Source organism: Paeniglutamicibacter sp. (assembly GCF_046714615.1).
Lineage (GTDB): Bacteria > Actinomycetota > Actinomycetes > Actinomycetales > Micrococcaceae > Paeniglutamicibacter.
Genome location: NZ_JBKKAP010000084.1, coordinates 1 through 16198 on the forward strand (window position 1 = coordinate 1; position 16198 = coordinate 16198).

At 64.2% G+C, this 16198-nt stretch carries 12 protein-coding genes and 1 tRNA gene; 4 read left to right on the forward strand and 9 right to left on the reverse strand.

Going from position 1 to position 16198, the window contains the following annotated elements; translation table 11 throughout:
* On the reverse strand, nucleotides 1-3520 hold a 3520-nt coding region (gene mfd / locus ACLQ7E_RS10390), incomplete at its 3' end, for a transcription-repair coupling factor (RefSeq protein WP_411732499.1).
* 171 nt (nucleotides 3521-3691) lie between these two features.
* Here mfd and ACLQ7E_RS10395 point away from each other — a divergent pair.
* Nucleotides 3692-4189, forward strand: coding sequence for a DUF2505 domain-containing protein (locus ACLQ7E_RS10395; RefSeq protein ID WP_411732500.1), 498 nt, complete (start codon nucleotides 3692-3694; stop codon nucleotides 4187-4189).
* Between the two features lie 244 nt (nucleotides 4190-4433).
* Nucleotides 4434-5786 (forward strand): Na+/H+ antiporter NhaA, encoded by a 1353-nt coding sequence (gene nhaA, locus ACLQ7E_RS10400; RefSeq protein WP_411732542.1) that lies wholly within the window; start codon nucleotides 4434-4436, stop codon nucleotides 5784-5786.
* Between the two features lie 94 nt (nucleotides 5787-5880).
* On the opposite strand, the gene sufU is transcribed toward nhaA, so the two are convergent.
* The 7 genes from sufU to ACLQ7E_RS10435 form a co-directional block, all read right to left on the reverse strand.
* Entirely contained in the window at nucleotides 5881-6330 is a 450-nt protein-coding gene (gene sufU, locus ACLQ7E_RS10405) for a Fe-S cluster assembly sulfur transfer protein SufU (RefSeq protein WP_411732501.1), read from the reverse strand.
* Nucleotides 6327-7643 carry a cysteine desulfurase gene (locus tag ACLQ7E_RS10410; protein WP_411732502.1) on the reverse strand — a complete coding sequence of 439 codons (1317 nt, stop codon included), beginning with the start codon at nucleotides 7641-7643 and terminating at the stop codon, nucleotides 6327-6329. The genes sufU and ACLQ7E_RS10410 overlap by 4 nt, the downstream gene beginning before the upstream one ends.
* A gap of 392 nt (nucleotides 7644-8035) precedes the next feature.
* Nucleotides 8036-8617, reverse strand: coding sequence for an aminoacyl-tRNA hydrolase (gene pth / locus ACLQ7E_RS10415; RefSeq protein WP_411732503.1), 582 nt, complete (start codon nucleotides 8615-8617; stop codon nucleotides 8036-8038).
* 21 nt (nucleotides 8618-8638) lie between these two features.
* Entirely contained in the window at nucleotides 8639-9208 is a 570-nt protein-coding gene (locus ACLQ7E_RS10420; RefSeq protein WP_411732504.1) for a 50S ribosomal protein L25/general stress protein Ctc, read from the reverse strand.
* 307 nt (nucleotides 9209-9515) lie between these two features.
* Nucleotides 9516-10496, reverse strand: coding sequence for a ribose-phosphate diphosphokinase (locus tag ACLQ7E_RS10425; protein ID WP_411732505.1), 981 nt, complete (start codon nucleotides 10494-10496; stop codon nucleotides 9516-9518).
* Between the two features lie 46 nt (nucleotides 10497-10542).
* Nucleotides 10543-12015 (reverse strand): bifunctional UDP-N-acetylglucosamine diphosphorylase/glucosamine-1-phosphate N-acetyltransferase GlmU, encoded by a 1473-nt coding sequence (glmU, locus tag ACLQ7E_RS10430; RefSeq protein WP_411732506.1) that lies wholly within the window; start codon nucleotides 12013-12015, stop codon nucleotides 10543-10545.
* Between the two features lie 97 nt (nucleotides 12016-12112).
* Nucleotides 12113-12184: transfer RNA gene (locus tag ACLQ7E_RS10435), tRNA-Gln, on the reverse strand.
* A gap of 153 nt (nucleotides 12185-12337) precedes the next feature.
* Between ACLQ7E_RS10435 and ACLQ7E_RS10440 the strand changes: the two genes are divergently transcribed.
* Nucleotides 12338-12985, forward strand: a complete 648-nt coding sequence (locus ACLQ7E_RS10440; RefSeq protein WP_411732507.1) for a TetR/AcrR family transcriptional regulator — start codon at nucleotides 12338-12340, stop codon at nucleotides 12983-12985.
* Between the two features lie 51 nt (nucleotides 12986-13036).
* Here ACLQ7E_RS10440 and ACLQ7E_RS10445 read toward each other — a convergent pair whose 3' ends face one another.
* The gene (locus ACLQ7E_RS10445) at nucleotides 13037-15199 is read right to left on the reverse strand and encodes an Ig-like domain-containing protein (RefSeq protein WP_411732508.1); all 2163 of its coding nucleotides are present in this window, start codon (nucleotides 15197-15199) and stop codon (nucleotides 13037-13039) included.
* Between the two features lie 348 nt (nucleotides 15200-15547).
* Here ACLQ7E_RS10445 and ACLQ7E_RS10450 point away from each other — a divergent pair, with 348 nt between their 5' ends.
* Nucleotides 15548-16168 carry an acyltransferase gene (locus ACLQ7E_RS10450; RefSeq protein WP_411732509.1) on the forward strand — a complete coding sequence of 207 codons (621 nt, stop codon included), beginning with the start codon at nucleotides 15548-15550 and terminating at the stop codon, nucleotides 16166-16168.
* Nucleotides 16169-16198 lie beyond the last annotated feature (30 nt).

A 16198-nucleotide genomic window follows, 5' to 3' on the forward strand; every position in this document is an offset into this window, starting at 1 on the left:
CTGCAGTGACAGGGTCGGCGCCCCGCATGACCGGCACCACCAACTGGCTGAGATCCTCCTTGTAGACCGCGTTGCGCGATAGGCGCTGCAGGCGGATCTGGGCACTGAGCTTCAAGACCACAGGCGACATCCTGATGACGTTGCGGGCCACGGTGACTTCCCGGATGCCCGTCCGGACGCACTCGGCCCGGAGGCGGGCGACGGAGATCAGGGCCTCGGCCGGTGGGGGCAGCGGTCCGTAGCGGTCGAGCCACTCGGCGGCCACGTCCTCGACCTCGGCCTGGGTGGTGACGGCCGCCAGGCGGCGGTAGGCCTCCAGGCGCTGCTCACCCCCCGGCACGTATTCGGGCGGGAGGTGGGCGTCGACCGGGATGTCGAGCTTGACCTCGGCCGGCTCCCGCACAGGCTCGCCCTTGAGCTCGGCCACCGCCTCGCTGACCATCTGCACGTACAGGTCGTACCCCACGGCGGCGATATGGCCGGACTGGCTGGCGCCCAAGAGGTTGCCCGCACCCCGGATCTCGAGGTCGCGCATGGCGATCTTGAACCCGGAGCCCAGCTCGGTGTGCTCGCCGATCGTCTTCAGCCGCTCGTAGGCCTGCTCGGTGAGCTCCCGCTCGGGCGGGAAGAAGAGGTAGGCGTAGGCCCGCTGGCCGGCGCGGCCCACCCGTCCCCGCAGCTGGTGGAGCTGGCCGAGGCCCATGAGGTCGGCGCGATCGACGACGAGGGTGTTCACCGTGGGCATGTCGATGCCCGACTCGATGATGGTCGTGCAGACCAGCACGTCGTACTGGCCCTCCCAGAAGTCCAGCACGACCCGCTCGAGCAGGCCCTCGTCCATCTGGCCGTGGGCGACGGCGATGCGGGCCTCCGGCACCATCTCGTGCAGCTCGGCGGCCACCCGGTCGATGGACTGGACACGGTTGTGCACGAAGAAGACCTGCCCCTCCCGGAGCAGCTCGCGGCGGAGCGCCTCCCCCACGGCCCGGTCGTCGTAGGGGCCGACGTAGGTGAGGATGGGCTGGCGCTCGGCCGGCGGGGTGTTGAGGATCGTCAGGTCACGGATGCCGGTGAGGCTCATCTCCAGCGTGCGGGGGATGGGCGTGGCCGTGAGGGTGAGCACGTCGACGTCGGCCCGCATCCTCTTGATCGACTCCTTGTGGGTGACGCCGAAGCGCTGCTCCTCGTCGACCACCAGCAGGCCCAGGTTGCGGAACTTCACGTCGGCCGAGAGGAGCCGGTGGGTGCCGATGACCACGTCGACGGTGCCGTTCTTCAGGCCCTCGATGATGTCCTTGGACTCCTTGGCGCTCTGGAAGCGCGAAAGCGTCTTCACGCGCACCGGGAAGCCCGAGTAGCGCTCGGTGAAGGTCTGCTGGTGCTGGGATGCCAGCAGCGTGGTGGGCACCAGCACCGCAACCTGCTTGGAGTCCTGCACCGCCTTGAACGCGGCACGCACCGCGATCTCCGTCTTGCCGAAGCCGACGTCGCCGGAGACCAGTCGGTCCATCGGGATCTCGCGCTCCATGTCGGCCTTGACCTCGTTGATGGTGGTCAGCTGGTCCGGGGTCTCCACGTAGGCGAAGGCTTCCTCCAGTTCCGACTGCCAGGGGGTGTCCTTGGAGAAGGAATGCCCGCGGGAGGCCATGCGGGCGGAGTAGAGCCGGATCAGGTCCCCGGCGATCTCCTTGACGGCCTTGCGCGCCCTGGACTTGGTGCCTGCCCAGTCCGAGCCGCCCATCTTGGACAGCGTCGGGGCCTCGCCGCCGACATAGCGGGTGACCTGGTCCAGCTGGTCGGTGGGCACGAAGAGCTTGTCCCCCGGGGCGCCGCGCTTGGCCGGCGCGTACTCCAGGACCAGGTATTCGCGCTTGGCGTCGGCCCCGCCGGCGACCTTGCGGGCGATCAGCTCCACGAACCTGGCAATGCCGTGCTGCTCGTGCACCACATAGTCGCCCTCGGTGAGGGTCATCGGGTCAACGGCATTGCGCCGCTTGGCTGCCAGCCGCTTGGCCCCGCTCGGGGCGTAGGCGCTGGAGCGGCCCAAGAGGTCCGCCTCGGTGAGGAAGCCGAGCTTCAGTGAATCGAGCGCAAACCCGCGCCCGGCCTGCGCCGTGGTGATCTCGATGAGCCCGGGGGTAGGCATCTCATCGAGGGAGGCGATGCGGTGGGTGGGAATGTCGGCGTCGTGGAAGAGCTCGGCCAGGCGCTGGGCGGGGCCGGGCCCGTCGGTGGCCACCACGATGGACCAGTCGTCCTTGATGCGCCCGGAAATGAACCCGAGCATCTCGGCCACATCCCCCTGGTAGCCGCGCGGTTCGCGGGCATCGAGGCGGATCGAGTCGGCCTCGGGCAGCAGCTCGGCGTCGGCGCCCAGCGAGGTCACCGACCACCAAGAGACCGTGGCCGCCTGCGCGTCGGCGCGGGTGGTCGCCAGGGAGGTGAAGTTCCCGGCCTCCAGCTCCGCCGCGGCGGCCTGCGCCTGGGCCTGGGACAGGTCAAGGGGCGCGGCCCCGCCGTCGGAGGCGGTGGCCCAGGCCGCGGCCAGGAACTCGGCGTTCGTGGCCTCCAGGTCATGCGCGCGGGCACGGACCCGCTCGGGCTCCATGACCAGGGCGATGGATTCGGCCGGCAGCGCCGAGAGCAGCGGCACCATGGCATCGACCAGCAGCGGGGCCAGGGATTCCATGCCCTCGACGGCCAGGCCGCCGGCGATCTTGGCAAGCATGTCGCGCGCGGCGGGCATCTGCGCCTGCAGCTTCGCGGCCCGCGACATCACCGAGGGGGTGATCAGCAGCTCGCGGCAGGGCGGGGCCTGGATCCGGGTGGGCGCCTCGTGCTCCAGCGAACGCTGGTCGGCAATGGAGAAGAAGCGCATGGCCTCGATCTCGTCGCCAAAGAAGTCGATGCGCACCGGGTGGTTCAGGGTGGGCGGGAAGACATCCAGGATGCCGCCGCGCACGGCGAACTCGCCGCGGTGGGTGACCATGTCCACGCGCGCATAGGCGGCATCGGCCAGCGCCCTGACCACGGCGGAGAACTCGTACTCGTCCCCGACCTTCAGCTCCACGGGTTCCAGCTTGCCCAGGCCGGCGACCAGGGGCTGGATGACCGCGCGGATCGGTGCCACGATGACCTGCAGGGACGGGTCCCCCGTTTCCAGCCGGCGCAGCACGTGCAGGCGCCGGCCCACGGTGTCCGAACGCGGGGAGAGCCGCTCGTGGGGCAGCGTTTCCCAGGAGGGGAACTCCGCCACGGCAGTCTCCGGGAGGTAGCTGTGCAGGGCGGCGACCAATTCCTCGGTCTCGCGGCCGGTGGCGGTCACCGCCAGCACGAGCCCGTCGGCGACCTTGGAGCGCAGCGCCTCGACGGTCTCGGCGGTGATGACGGCGCGCATCCCGGCCGGGGCGGCGATCTCCAGCTCGTTGGCGCGGGCCGCGTACCCGGTTGCTGCATTGGATCTGACGCGGGAAAAGGAGGTGTCGGTTCGCAATGCGGTGCGCAGGCCGTGAAGCGCCATCGGCTGGGGTCCTTTCCGAAGACTGATGCGCGCACAACACAAGTACCCGAGATCCATGCCGGGTCCCGGGGTGCGCCCTCCAAGCGTACCGCCGCATACATGCAAGCCCGGTACGCTGGTGGGGTTGCATCAACATTGGCTCGGCCAATCTAATTTACGGAGTCTTGCCCCATGGCCCTTAACGCCACCACAGACCTGACACACGCCCCCGACGCCGTCATCGCCACGCTTGCCGATCGCGACTTCGCCGAGCACCTGACCGGCCTGGTCGGCGGAGAGCTCAAGAGCTTCGAGGTTTCCGGCGACACCGCCGCGGCCTTCACGCTGACCACCGTCCGCGCCCTGCCCACCGACCGCGCCCCGGAAATCGCCCGCAAGTTCGTGGGCCAGTCCGTGGAGGTCACCCAGATCGAGTCCTGGTCGGCCCCGGCCGCCGACGGCTCGCGCGAGGCCACCTTGAAGGTCACCGTCGGTTCGCTGCCGGTATCGGTGTCGGGCACCGAGTCGCTGCGGGCCACCGAGGCCGGCTCGGCCCTCGGCGTGGAGGCCACTGTGTCCTCCTCCATTCCGTTCGTGGGCGGAAAGATTGCCTCGGCCGCCGAGCCGTTCATCTCCAAGGCGCTCTCGTTGCAGGGAGCCAAGGTCTCGTCCTGGATCGAACGCGGCTAATTACCGGAGCTTCACCCGCCGCGGTTGCGACGGGCACCCGGACTCACGACAGGACCGGCACGTGCCATGCCCGAAGCGGCATACCCCGTGCCGGTCCTTGTCTTTTTTGGCGGGGCGGGCCGCAGTCGTCATACGGCCGCGGAATGTGCACCGGGACACGGTTAGGCGTTAGGGTGGTTTCTGGTGTGCCGGGAAGTCTGGTCGGCGATAACTTCAGCGTCCCCGAAAAGAATTGAAGATGACAATGAACCAAACCCCCACACCCACGCCGAAACCCAAGACGGTTTTCGGCCCAGGCAGTTACGGCGAGTCCCTGCGCATCGGGGAGATCCTGCGCAAGGAGACAGTTGGCGGACTCGTCCTGATCATTGGCGCCATCGTTGCGCTGGTCTGGGCCAATTCGCCGGCGGCAGACAGCTACTTCGCCCTTCGTGACTTCCACATCGGTTTCCAGCTCGGGGGCATCGATCTGGACCTTTCGCTGGGCCATTGGGCCGCCGACGGGCTGCTGGCGGTGTTCTTCTTCCTGGTCGGCCTGGAGCTGAAGAAGGAATTCGTGGCCGGGGACCTGCGCGACATGAAACGCGCCATCGTCCCGGTGACAGCCGCCTTTGGCGGCGTGCTGGTGCCGGCGCTGATCTTTGCCGCCCTGAATGCCTCCACCGGCGGGGAAACCCTGCGCGGCTGGGCCATCCCCACCGCCACAGACATCGCCTTTGCCGTAGCCGTGTTGGCAGTCATCGGGTCGAACCTTCCCTCCCCGCTACGCATCTTCCTGCTGACGCTCGCAGTGGTCGACGACCTGATTGCCATTGTCATCATCGCCTTCGTCTTCACCGATGACCTGCGCCCGCCGTACCTCCTGATGGCGATCGTGCCCATCGCCATCTACGCCTTCCTCACCCACATGTGGCCGAGGTTCTTTGCCGCGAACCTCTGGGCACCCTGGGTCATCCTGCTGCCGCTGGGCATCGCGAGCTGGGCGCTGGTCTTCGGCTCGGGCATCCACTCGACCATTGCCGGCGTCGTCCTGGGCTTCTGTGTCCCGGTGCTGCGCAAGAACAAGCACGAAATCGACAAGCCCGGCCTGGCCGAGCAATTCGAGCACCGCTTCCGCCCGCTCTCCAGCGGTTTCTGCGTCCCGGTCTTTGCGTTCTTCTCGGCCGGCGTGGCCGTCGGCGGCGCCGAGGGCTTCGCCTCGGCTCTGGGCGACCCGGTGCTCTGGGGCATTGTCTTCGGCCTGGTCTTCGGCAAGCCCATTGGTATCTTGGGCGCCACGTGGCTGGTCACCCGATCGTCGAAGGCAAACCTGGATCCCGACACCAAGTGGGGCGACCTCTTGGGCGTGACGTTCCTGGCGGGCATCGGCTTCACCGTGTCGCTGCTGGTCTCCGAGCTGTCCTTCGGCCTGGCCTCGCCACACTACGACCACGCCAAGGTCGCGATCCTGACGGGTTCCTTGCTGGCCGCGATCCTCGGGACGATCTGGCTGCGGCCGCGTGACCGCCGCTACCGCTTGGTGAATGAACGTGCCGCCCTGGACAACGACAGTGACGGCATCCCGGACATCTTCCAGAAGCCGGAAAACAACGGCTAGCGGGTCCACGGCATACACAGAGAGCCGGACTGGCTTGCCCCGGGAATTCACGGGGCAAGCCAGTCCGGCTCTTTCGGTTGTGGGGCCGCGAGTCCTACTCGTTGGCCGCCAGCAGCGCTGCTTCCGCGGCCACCCAGGAGAGCATGGCGCACTTGACCCGGGCAGGAAACTTGGAGACGCCGGCAAAGGCGGCGCCGTCACCCAGGATCTCTTCGTCCCCGGCACGGGAACCACGCGAGCGCATCAGCTCGCGGAATTCGTCCAGGATGGCCATGAACTCGTCGCGTTCGATCCCGGTGGCCAGTTCGCTGAGCACCGAGGCCGACGCCATGGAGATCGAGCAGCCGTCTCCCTCCCAGGAAACGTTCTTCACGAGGCTTCCCTCAAGCTGGACGCGCAGCTGGATATGGTCGCCGCACACGGGGTTGTGCTGCATCGATTCACCATGGGCCACGCCCTGAGGTGCCTCGAGCAGCCCGGCGCCGTGCCGGGCCTTGGCATGGTCCAGAATGATTTGTTGGTACAGCTGGTCCAGATCGTTCACTTGCCGACTCCGAAGTATCCGCGCACGTCCGACACCGCATTGAGCAGGGCATCGACGTCGCTGGTGGTGTTGTAAAGGTAGGTGCTGGCCCGGGTGCTGGAGACGACGCCCAGGGCCCGGTGCAGCGGTTGGGCGCAGTGGTGTCCCACGCGCACCGCAATGCCGCGCGAATCCAGGAACTGGCCCACGTCATGCGGGTGCACGCCTTCAACTACGAAGGGTGCGGTGCCGATGCGCGCGGCTCCTTGGGCCGGACCCAGTACGCGCACCCCGGCGATGGTTCCCAGGCCGGCGAGCATGCGGGCCCCCAGGTGCTCTTCCCAGGCCGCGATGCGGTCCATGCCCACTTCGCGCAGGTAGGACACTGCGGTGGCCAGCCCGTGGGCCTGCGAAATCCTTTGGGTGCCGGCCTCAAAGCGCATCGGGGCGGGCAGGTACTCGGCTTTCTCCATGGTCACCGAGGTGATCATGGAACCGCCGGTCAGGAAGGGCGGCATGGCGTCGAGCAGTCCGGCGCGGCCGTAGAGTCCGCCGATCCCCGTGGGGCCGAGCATCTTGTGACCGGAGAACGCCATGAAGTCCACGTCGAGCGCCTTGACGTCAACGGGCAGGTGCGGGACCGACTGGCAGCCGTCGAGGACCGTCAGCGCGCCCACGTTGCGGGCAAGGGCCACCAGCGCCGCCACGTCGGTCACGGTGCCCAGCACGTTGGAGACGTGGGTGAAGGCCACGATCTTGGTGGCCGGGGTGATGATCGAGTCGGCCAGGTCCATGCGCAGGGCCCCGGACTCGTCGACGGGAATGTATTTGAGCGTCGCGCCGGTGCGCAGCGCCAGTTCCTGCCAAGGAATCAGGTTGGCATGGTGCTCAAGCTCGGTGACAACGATTTCGTCCCCCGCACCCAGCGCGAAGGCGCGTGCGGCTTCCCCGCCGAGGCCGGCGCTGGCATTGCCGAAGGAGTACGCGATGAGGTTCAGCGCCTCGGTGGCGTTTGAGGTCCACACGACCTCGTTGTCCTTGGCGCCAATGAAGCCTGCAACATCGGTGCGGGCCTGTTCGAAGATATCGGTGGCCTCGACCGCCAGGGAGTGGGCACCGCGGTGGACCGCCGCATTGAAGTTCTCGTAGAAGTGCTGCTCGGCCTCGTACACGCAGCTGGGCTTTTGCGAGGTGGCCCCGGAATCCAAATAGGTCAGCGGCGCACCGTTGACGTTGCGACCCAGGATGGGGAAGTCTGCCCGCAACCGCGCGACCTCGATGTCGTCCAAGGCCTTGGGAAGGGTATCTTGCGTCGTGGGCAATGCACTGGACACGTTGGGATCCTCCGAAGTTCGTTTCATGCCGACTTCGCCGCAACAGCTCTCCGCCGCGCAGTGTGCGGCTTGTTCCATCGGGCGATAGGTGATTACGGCATCATTTACTTCGCTAATTCTCCCACGTTCGGGCCGCCGTGGCACATAAGTCAACCCTTACCAATTTGGCAATGCCCTGGAAATTGGCACAAAAAAGGGGCCGGTAGCGGGATGGGGGTGGCCCAGTCTCGGAGGCCGCCTGCTACCGGCCCCTGGTCTTGGGGCCAAACTGGCACGTGATCATTGTACGAGGCGCGCGATTGTTGAACAAATCGCAAACCTCTTGAGGGAACAATCGCCAACACACCCGAACGGCGATCGGACGGTTTCAGCGTGAAGCAACTCAGGCGTTGTTACGAATCATGAAACTTGCGCTGCGCCGTTTCCAGCCCGTGGTTCATCAGTTCCTCCACGGCGTCGGCCGCCGCGTCGGTCAGGAATGGGAGGGAATTCTTTTCGTCCTTCGAGAAGTCCTTCAGCACGTAATCCGCGGTTTCCATGCGGCCGGGAGGCCGTCCCACACCCACCCGCACCCGCAGGTAGTCCTTGGTCCCCAGGGCCTTGGAAATATCACGCAGCCCGTTGTGGCCACCCTCGCCGCCGCCGAGCTTGAGCCTTACGGTGTCAAAGGGGATGTCAATCTCGTCGTGCACTGCAATGACGTGTGCGGGATCGATGCCAAAGAACTTGGCCAAATTGGCAACGGGACCGCCCGAGAGATTCATGTAGGTCATTGGCTTCGCCAGAACGAGTCTGGGTCCCCCGATGCCCATGCGTCCCTCGAGGATCTGCGCCCGGGAGCCATGGGTCTTGAACTTTCCCCCGATGCGGGAGGCAAGCTCGTCAACGACCATCTGGCCAACGTTGTGCCTGTTATGCGCGTAGCCGGGCCCGGGGTTTCCGAGCCCGGCTACGAGCCAGGTATCGCTAGTCATGCGACAACCAATATCAAGTGACTACTCGGCGGAAGCTGCCGATTCCTCTTCCGCAACTGCGGCGTCGACGGTTGCAATGACGACGTTGCCTTCGATGGCCAGTGCGGTGCCTTCCGGCAGGATCAGGTCCGAAGCCAGGATCTGGGTTCCTGCAGCCAGGCCGGTGACGTTGGCCACAACGTTCTCCGGAAGGGCGACTGCCTCGGCCTCGACGGCGATGACCGCGTGGTCCAGGGAAAGGGTGGCGCCGGCGATGAGTTCGCCCTGGATCTGGACGGAAACCTCAACGATGACCTTTTCGCCCTTCTTGACGATCAGGAGGTCAAGGTGGTCAACGGTCTGGCGCAGTGCGTGGCGCTGGATGTCCTTCACCAGGGTGATGGTGTCTTCGCCCTCGACCGAGATGTTCAGCAGGGCGTTGGAGCCACGGACTGCGAGGGTGGTTGCGGCGGCCGGCAGCAGGACGCGGACCGGATCGGTGCCGTGGCCGTAGATGACTGCAGGGATCTTGCCGGCGCGGCGGGCCTGGCGGGCGGCGCCCTTGCCGAAGTCGGTGCGCAGTTCGCCGTCAAGCGTGATGATGTTGCTCATGGTGTTCTCCTTGAGGAAGATGATTGATTGGTTCTTGCCCCGCTCGGGCCTAGAAGCAACATCATCCGATTCCCTCTCAGGAGAAGGACGCGTAGTGCGTTTCTAGCCTCGTCGATAACGGACCCCCATTTGCATGGGGTTCCCTCGCCTGGGCACAAGTAGATATTTTAGCAGGGCCCGGGCGCCGGACGGAAATCGCCGGCGATCAACCGAATTGGGCCCCGTACGGAAACGGGCCCCGCGGCGGCTCCCGTGAGGGAGCGGCAGCGGGGCCCGACATCAAACCGATGTCCCGTGGGACGGGTTTCTAGGCGTCGCCGTCGAAGAGGCTGGTGACCGAGCCGTCCTCGAAGACTTCCTTGATGGCGCGGGCCAGCAGGGGTGCGATCGAAAGCACGGTCAAGGTGTCGAAACGCTTGGACTCGGGGATCGGCAGGGTGTTGGTCACCACGACCTCGCGGGCACCGGATTCGGACAGGCGCTGCGCGGCGGGGTCGGAGAACACCGCATGCGTGGCGGCAATGATGACGTCCTTGGCGCCGGCGTCCTTCAGCACCTTCACGGCACCGGCAATGGTTCCGCCGGTGTCGATCATGTCGTCGATCATGACGCAGGTGCGGCCCTTGACCTGGCCGACGACGGTCTTGGAAACGGCCTGGTTCGGGACGGTCAGGTCGCGGGACTTGTGCACGAAGGCCAGCGGCGCGCCGCCGAGGCGTTCGGCCCACTGCTCGGCAACGCGGACGCGCCCGGTGTCGGGGGAAACCACGGTGACCGGGTCGTCGCCGACGACCTTGCGGATGTGTTCGGCCAGCAACGGGATGGCGAAGAGGTGGTCGACGGGGCCGTCGAAGAAGCCCTGGATCTGCGCGGTGTGCAGGTCAACGCTCATGATTCGGTCGGCACCAGCCACTTTGAACATGTCCGCCACCAGTCGGGCCGAGATCGGCTCGCGGCCGCGGCCCTTCTTGTCCTGGCGCGCGTACGGGTAGAACGGGGCCACCACGGTGACTCGCCGGGCCGAGGCACGCTTCATGGAATCAACCATGATCAGCTGCTCCATGAGCCAGTTGTTCAGCGGCGCCGGATGGGCCTGGATGACAAAGACATCCTTGCCTCGCACGGACTCGCCGGAGCGGACGTAGATCTCGCCGTTGGCGAAGTCGTAGGCACTCATCGGAAGCAGCTCGGTCCCAAGGGCCGCTGCCACCTCTTCGGCCAGCTCGGGGTGGGCACGCCCGGAAGCCAGCACCAGCTTCTTATCGACGGTATGGCTCAGTTCGCTCATGGGATCGCTTTCTCGCTCAGACGGGGATCGGAAATGATGTGGAGGGTTACTTGACCTTGTCCGCGGATTCGGCGGCTACGCCGGAATCCAATGCGGACTTGAATGCGGCTTCCGCGGCAGGGGAACCGGGACGCTTGGAAATCGTCCAGCCCTCCGTATTGCGCTGCGGAGCCACGGAAAGCGCAAGGGCCCCCGCCGGAACGTTTTTGCGTACAATGGCACCCGCTCCCGTGTATGCGCCGTCCCCGATGCTCACGGGGGCAACAAACACGGTGTTCGAGGCGGTGCGTACGTGCGACCCAATGACGGTGCGGTGCTTGTTGACGCCGTCGTAATTGGCCGTGATGTTGCCACAGCCGATGTTGGTGTATTCGCCGATTTCGGCATCCCCGGCATAGCCCAGGTGCGAGAGCTTGGAACCACGGCCAACGACGATGTTCTTGGTTTCGTAGAAGGCGCCTATCTTGGCGTCCGGGCCGAGGTTGGTCTTCGGGCGCAGGTAGGCGAAGGGGCCGACCGATGAGCCTTCGGCAATGATGGAGTCGGTGACATCCGAGCGCACAATCTTGGCGCCGCGGCCGACCTGGGTGTTGGTCAGCGTGGTGTCCGGGCCCACGACGGCATCGGTGCCGATGGCGGTGGTCCCATGCAGCTGCGTTCCCGGCTTGATGGTCACGTCGTTGGACAGGGCGACCTCGACATCGATCCAGGTGCTGTCCGGGTCGATGATGCTGACCCCGGCGCGCATCCACTTTTCCAGGATGCGGCGGTTCATTTCCTTGCCGAGCGCGGCAAGTTGGACGCGGTCGTTGGCGCCTTCGACCTGCCAGGCGTCCTCGGTGACGACGGCCGCGACGCGGCCCCCGGCGGACCGGGCAATGCCCAGCACGTCGGTGAGGTACATTTCGCCCTGCGCATTGTCGGTGGTGACCTCGGCCAGTGCCGAGCGCAGGACCTCCGCGTCAAATGCATAGATGCCGGAGTTCACTTCGCGGATTGCGCGTTCTTCGTCGCTGGCATCCTTGTGTTCGCGGATGCCGGTAACCGTTCCGTCCTCGGCGCGCAGGATGCGACCGTATCCGGTGGCGTCCTCAAGCAGTGCGGTGAGCACAGTGACTGCGTTGCCTTCGGAATCGTGCGTTGCAACCAGTTCGGACAACAGCTCGGTGGTCAGCAGCGGAACATCGCCGTAGGTGACCACGATGGTGCCTTCAAGTGCAGGATCCAGCTTCTCGAGGCCCAATTGAACGGCTCGTCCGGTGCCGGGGATCTCGTCCTGGTCTGCGATGACGACGTTTGGCTTGATCTGCAGGAGGTGCTCGACAACGCGTTCGCGTTCAAAGCGGACCACGGCCACGAGCGTTTCGGGTTCGAGTCCCTCCGCTGCGGCAAGTGCGTGCCCCACCATGGAGCGGCCGCCGATTTCATGCAGGATCTTGGGTTTTGCCGATTTCATTCGGGTTCCTGCGCCTGCGGCGAGAACGATGACAGCGGCTGGTGCGTTGGCGTGAACGCTCAAGATTGGGACTCCCCTGTACTTTGGCTAGCCGGACCGGCCGGGCCAGGCCTCATCATCCTATCCCGGGAGAACACCGGGATTTTCAATGAGTGATGCGTTCCGCCCATAGGACTCGAACCTATACTCCACAGCTCCAAAGGCTGGGGTGCTGCCATTACACCAGGGCGGAATGTGCGATGAGTTTGCCTCACCGGCACAGTGAACTATTCTGCCACGACTGGAGGCATGGATGCGACTTGAGGGACGGCGGCGCGTTAATCCTCCGTTCACACCGGCGTGACTTGGCATGGTTTATGCCGCTCCTGTGCTTACCATGTTGCCTATGAGCCCCACCGCACGCCCGCGCACACGAATGACCGGAGTCCAACGACGGCTTCAGCTGATCGATATCTCACGCCAGCTCTTCTCCTTGCGGGGCGTGGACGGAACCACGATCGAGGAAATTGCCCGCGCGGCCGGCGTGTCCAAGCCCATCGTGTATGAGCACTTTGGTTCCAAGGAAGCGCTCTACATGGAAGTGGTCACCAACGAATACCGGGAACTGCTGGCCCGGATCACGGAGTCGCTCTCCGGTGACGACTCCTCGCGCGTGTTGCTGGAAAAAGCCGCGCTCGCGATCCTGACCTATATAGAGGACTGCACCGAGGGATTCCGCATCCTGGTGCGCGATGCCCCGCCGTCCCAGCCCGAGGGCACGTACTCCACGCTGCTGACCAAGGTGACCGAGCAGGTCGAGCACATCCTGGCCGACGAGTTTTCCCGCCGCGGGTTCAGCGCCGAGGACGGATCGATATACGCACAAATGCTCGTGGGCATGGTCGCCATGACCGCGCAGTGGTGGCTCGACGCCCGGCACCCCGACAAGCGAACGGTCGCCGCCCACGTAGTGAACCTTGCCTGGTACGGATTGACCGGCCTGCGCAAGGAACCGGAATTGCGCGAAGGCCAGGCCGAACCGACGTCCGCGTAAAGGGCCCGCTCTTCGTGTGACGGTTTTCGGGCTGGTCCGGATGCACCACGGCTATTTATAGGTCGCCACGAAAGATCCACTAGCCGCATCAAATATTGCATATTCGACGCCCTTGACCGTTTCGACCATGAAGGTGATGTCCTCTCCCCGGGACCGGATCCCGGTCAGCGAGCCGTCCACGGAACCGGTCGGAAGCATGGTTCTGAGCATCCCGTGGGTCCCGGGGTCGATGTCTAGTTCGAACGAAAGCACACCTTGGTCCCAATTCGTGTTCTTGAAGTTCGATGCATTGCGGGCGTCCGTCCACTCCAGGAGTTGCTTGGCAGAAACCATGGGAATGGAATTTCGGATGGCAATATCCACCAGCTCAACGTCGAATTCGTTGCTGAAGTCGTAGTGGGTTCCAAACGCTCCGTAGAACCCCTCCGGTCCCGTTGCTCGCGCCAAGAGTCGTTCCACCGCCTCCGGATTCGATACGAAAACTTCGTCAACCAGGTGTGTCTCTTGTTGGAAGACATTGACCAGGCCTCCGCTTGAGTCGCTGAAGCGCATGGGAAGCCCTGACCCGGTCATGAACCCGGATCGACCCCGGACCCATTCACCGGGCCAATAGTAGTAATTCATGTCTATGCGCATGCCCCAGCTTCGCTCGGCCGTTGCCTGCGTTGACCAATCGCTCCAAGCAATGCAATGCATTCTGTTTCCGGTCTGAGGTGGAAGGTTCCGATATTTTGACCTGAATTCGCCCAAGGATTGAGAGAATGCCAGCATCAGCGATCTGGCGTTCCAGTCCGCACAGCCCGTGCTGACATGGGCGCCGACATCGAATCCACGGTCTGAGTAATTCTTGGCAGCGTCGATACTAAGCCCGGAGTTTGAAGTCAGCCACGATGTTGCCCGAAAACACTCCCAGTGATCAACGGAACAGCCGTAGGGGCTGAGCTCGTCCAACTGCTGAAACATCGTCGCGGTCCCGTTGGGCGTGCCATGGTCATCCGATGCCATGACCAGGATCGCTTTGGAGAATTTCGGGAAATACCAGAACTTTGGCATCGGCCCATTGTCTTGATTCATGTAGCCGATCAGGTTGGCAAATAGCCGCATTTGTTCATCGGCCTGAGGGACGTGCGCCTTTGACAGGTCCAGGTAGTCGCGGCCATTGGAACCAAAGAACAAGTCGTTTGACCTGATCGGCGCGATGCCGTCTCGTTCCTGACCCGCCCATTCAGGATTTCCCTGTCGGGTCAGCGCCGTGGACTTGGCAAGATTGAAGGCGTAAGCGGCCACCGAGCCGTGCGCTTCGTTCCCCGACTTCAAGGTTATGGCCGGGGGGCCAGGGGGATCCGTTGCCGTGGCCTGAAGCGAGGCGATCGCGCGGGTGCCGTATTCCATCTCAAGCAGCCCCGATTCGCCATGGAATTGAATGGGTTCGGCGACTATTCCCTCGCCTGGCGCTTGGGCAGAGTCGATATGAACATATCCGTCATCAACTCCTGGACCGTGGTTTGTCACGCCCGCAAGTTCGGCGATCTTCCCGGTCGGTTCCATGGCAATGAGGTTCCCGTTTTCATTCTCGACCCAGCCGGAGATCATTTCCTCTTTTTCGGGTTCAACGGAACCCGTACTCAGGATTGCCAGTTGGTGGGCACTAAGGATCTTTGGTGTTAAGTCGTCGACTGAAATGGTTTCAAAGGTGTTTAGCCCCTCAACGCGCAAAATTTCTGAATAGTTCGTAGCGAATTCGCCAGCCCCATCAAGGATCAGCAGGATCGATCCGCCCGGGCCTTCCGCAAGCGGGGCTTGGTCGGGCACGGAGAATGACCAGGTAGTTAGATCGGCTGGCCCGCTCACGGTTGTTGCCTTGTCCCGAACCGATGCTACATATTTTCCTGGGTCCAAAGCCCTTGACGGCTCAAAGATGATGGATCTGCGATCAACACCCAATTCGAGCGCACCATCAATCGAAAATCCATGCCGGTCATATAGGAGCAGGTCGAGGTCGCCGGTCTGTTGGGTGATCGGGCGATCCAGCCATGCGACCACGGAAGCGGCCCGCGAAACAAATTTTGATCCGTCGCGTGGAAAATGCGAAATAATTTCTGCTTCACGTTCCGCCTGGGCGTAGACAACGGAGCCAGCGGTAAGCGCCGCCAAACTTAGTATCGCGACACCTGCCAGTATTTTTCGTTTTGCGCTGCCGCGTAAGAGCTTCATGACGTAATTTCCCCAAATTCACGACATAGCCCGGTCCCCCATGGCCCGAGTCAGATTGAGACTATCCATCCCACGGAAGTTATTCAACCCTTCGGACAATGGCGGTCTCGCTGCGCCAGGCCCGAGTCCGCGGACCGAATATTCTAGGACCGCGTGGACGCAACAGGCACCACACTCGCAAATTACGCGTTCCAGAAAATTGGTCCACTCAATTAGCACGCTCTTTACGTAAGGCATATTGAAAGCGCCCCTAACCACCCCTAATCTCGCTATTAGAAGTGTCATAAAGCTATTGGGGGGATACTTCGTGGGCCTGATCTCGGGCCCACGCACTTGGGGGAAAAATAAATGACTCGCATCGAAAGCAGCGCCGATGTGTCGCCGGAAGCGACCATCGGCGCTGGCACCAATATTTGGCATCTGGCGCAGGTGCGCGAAGGCGCAATACTGGGCAGCGGATGCAACATCGGACGTGGGGCCTACATAGGACCCAAGGTCGAGCTCGGCGACAACTGCAAGGTCCAAAACTATGCGTTGGTCTACGAGCCTGCCCGTTTGGCGGACGGAGTTTTCATTGGTCCGGCCGCGGTACTGACCAACGACCTGTTTCCACGAGCCATCAATACGGACGGATCGCTCAAGAGCCACGACGATTGGGAATCCGTCGGCGTGACGATCGGCCGGGGGGCTTCGATCGGAGCGCAGGCGGTGTGCATCGCCCCACTGACCATTGGGCCGTGGGCCACCGTCGCCGCCGGCGCTGTGGTGAACCGGGATGTCCCGGCCCACGCGATCGTCGCCGGGGTCCCGGCACGCCAGATCGGGTGGGTCGGAGAGGCAGGGCATCCGCTGCACCAAGAAGGTGACCAATGGGTGTGTCCGGTCAGTGCCAGCCGCTACCGCTTGGCCACCAACGGTCTGGAACGAATCCCCTACGAGCTTCTTCCAGACGCCGGCACCGGTCGATAGGCCCGAGGAAATGACTCCCTGGATATCCAA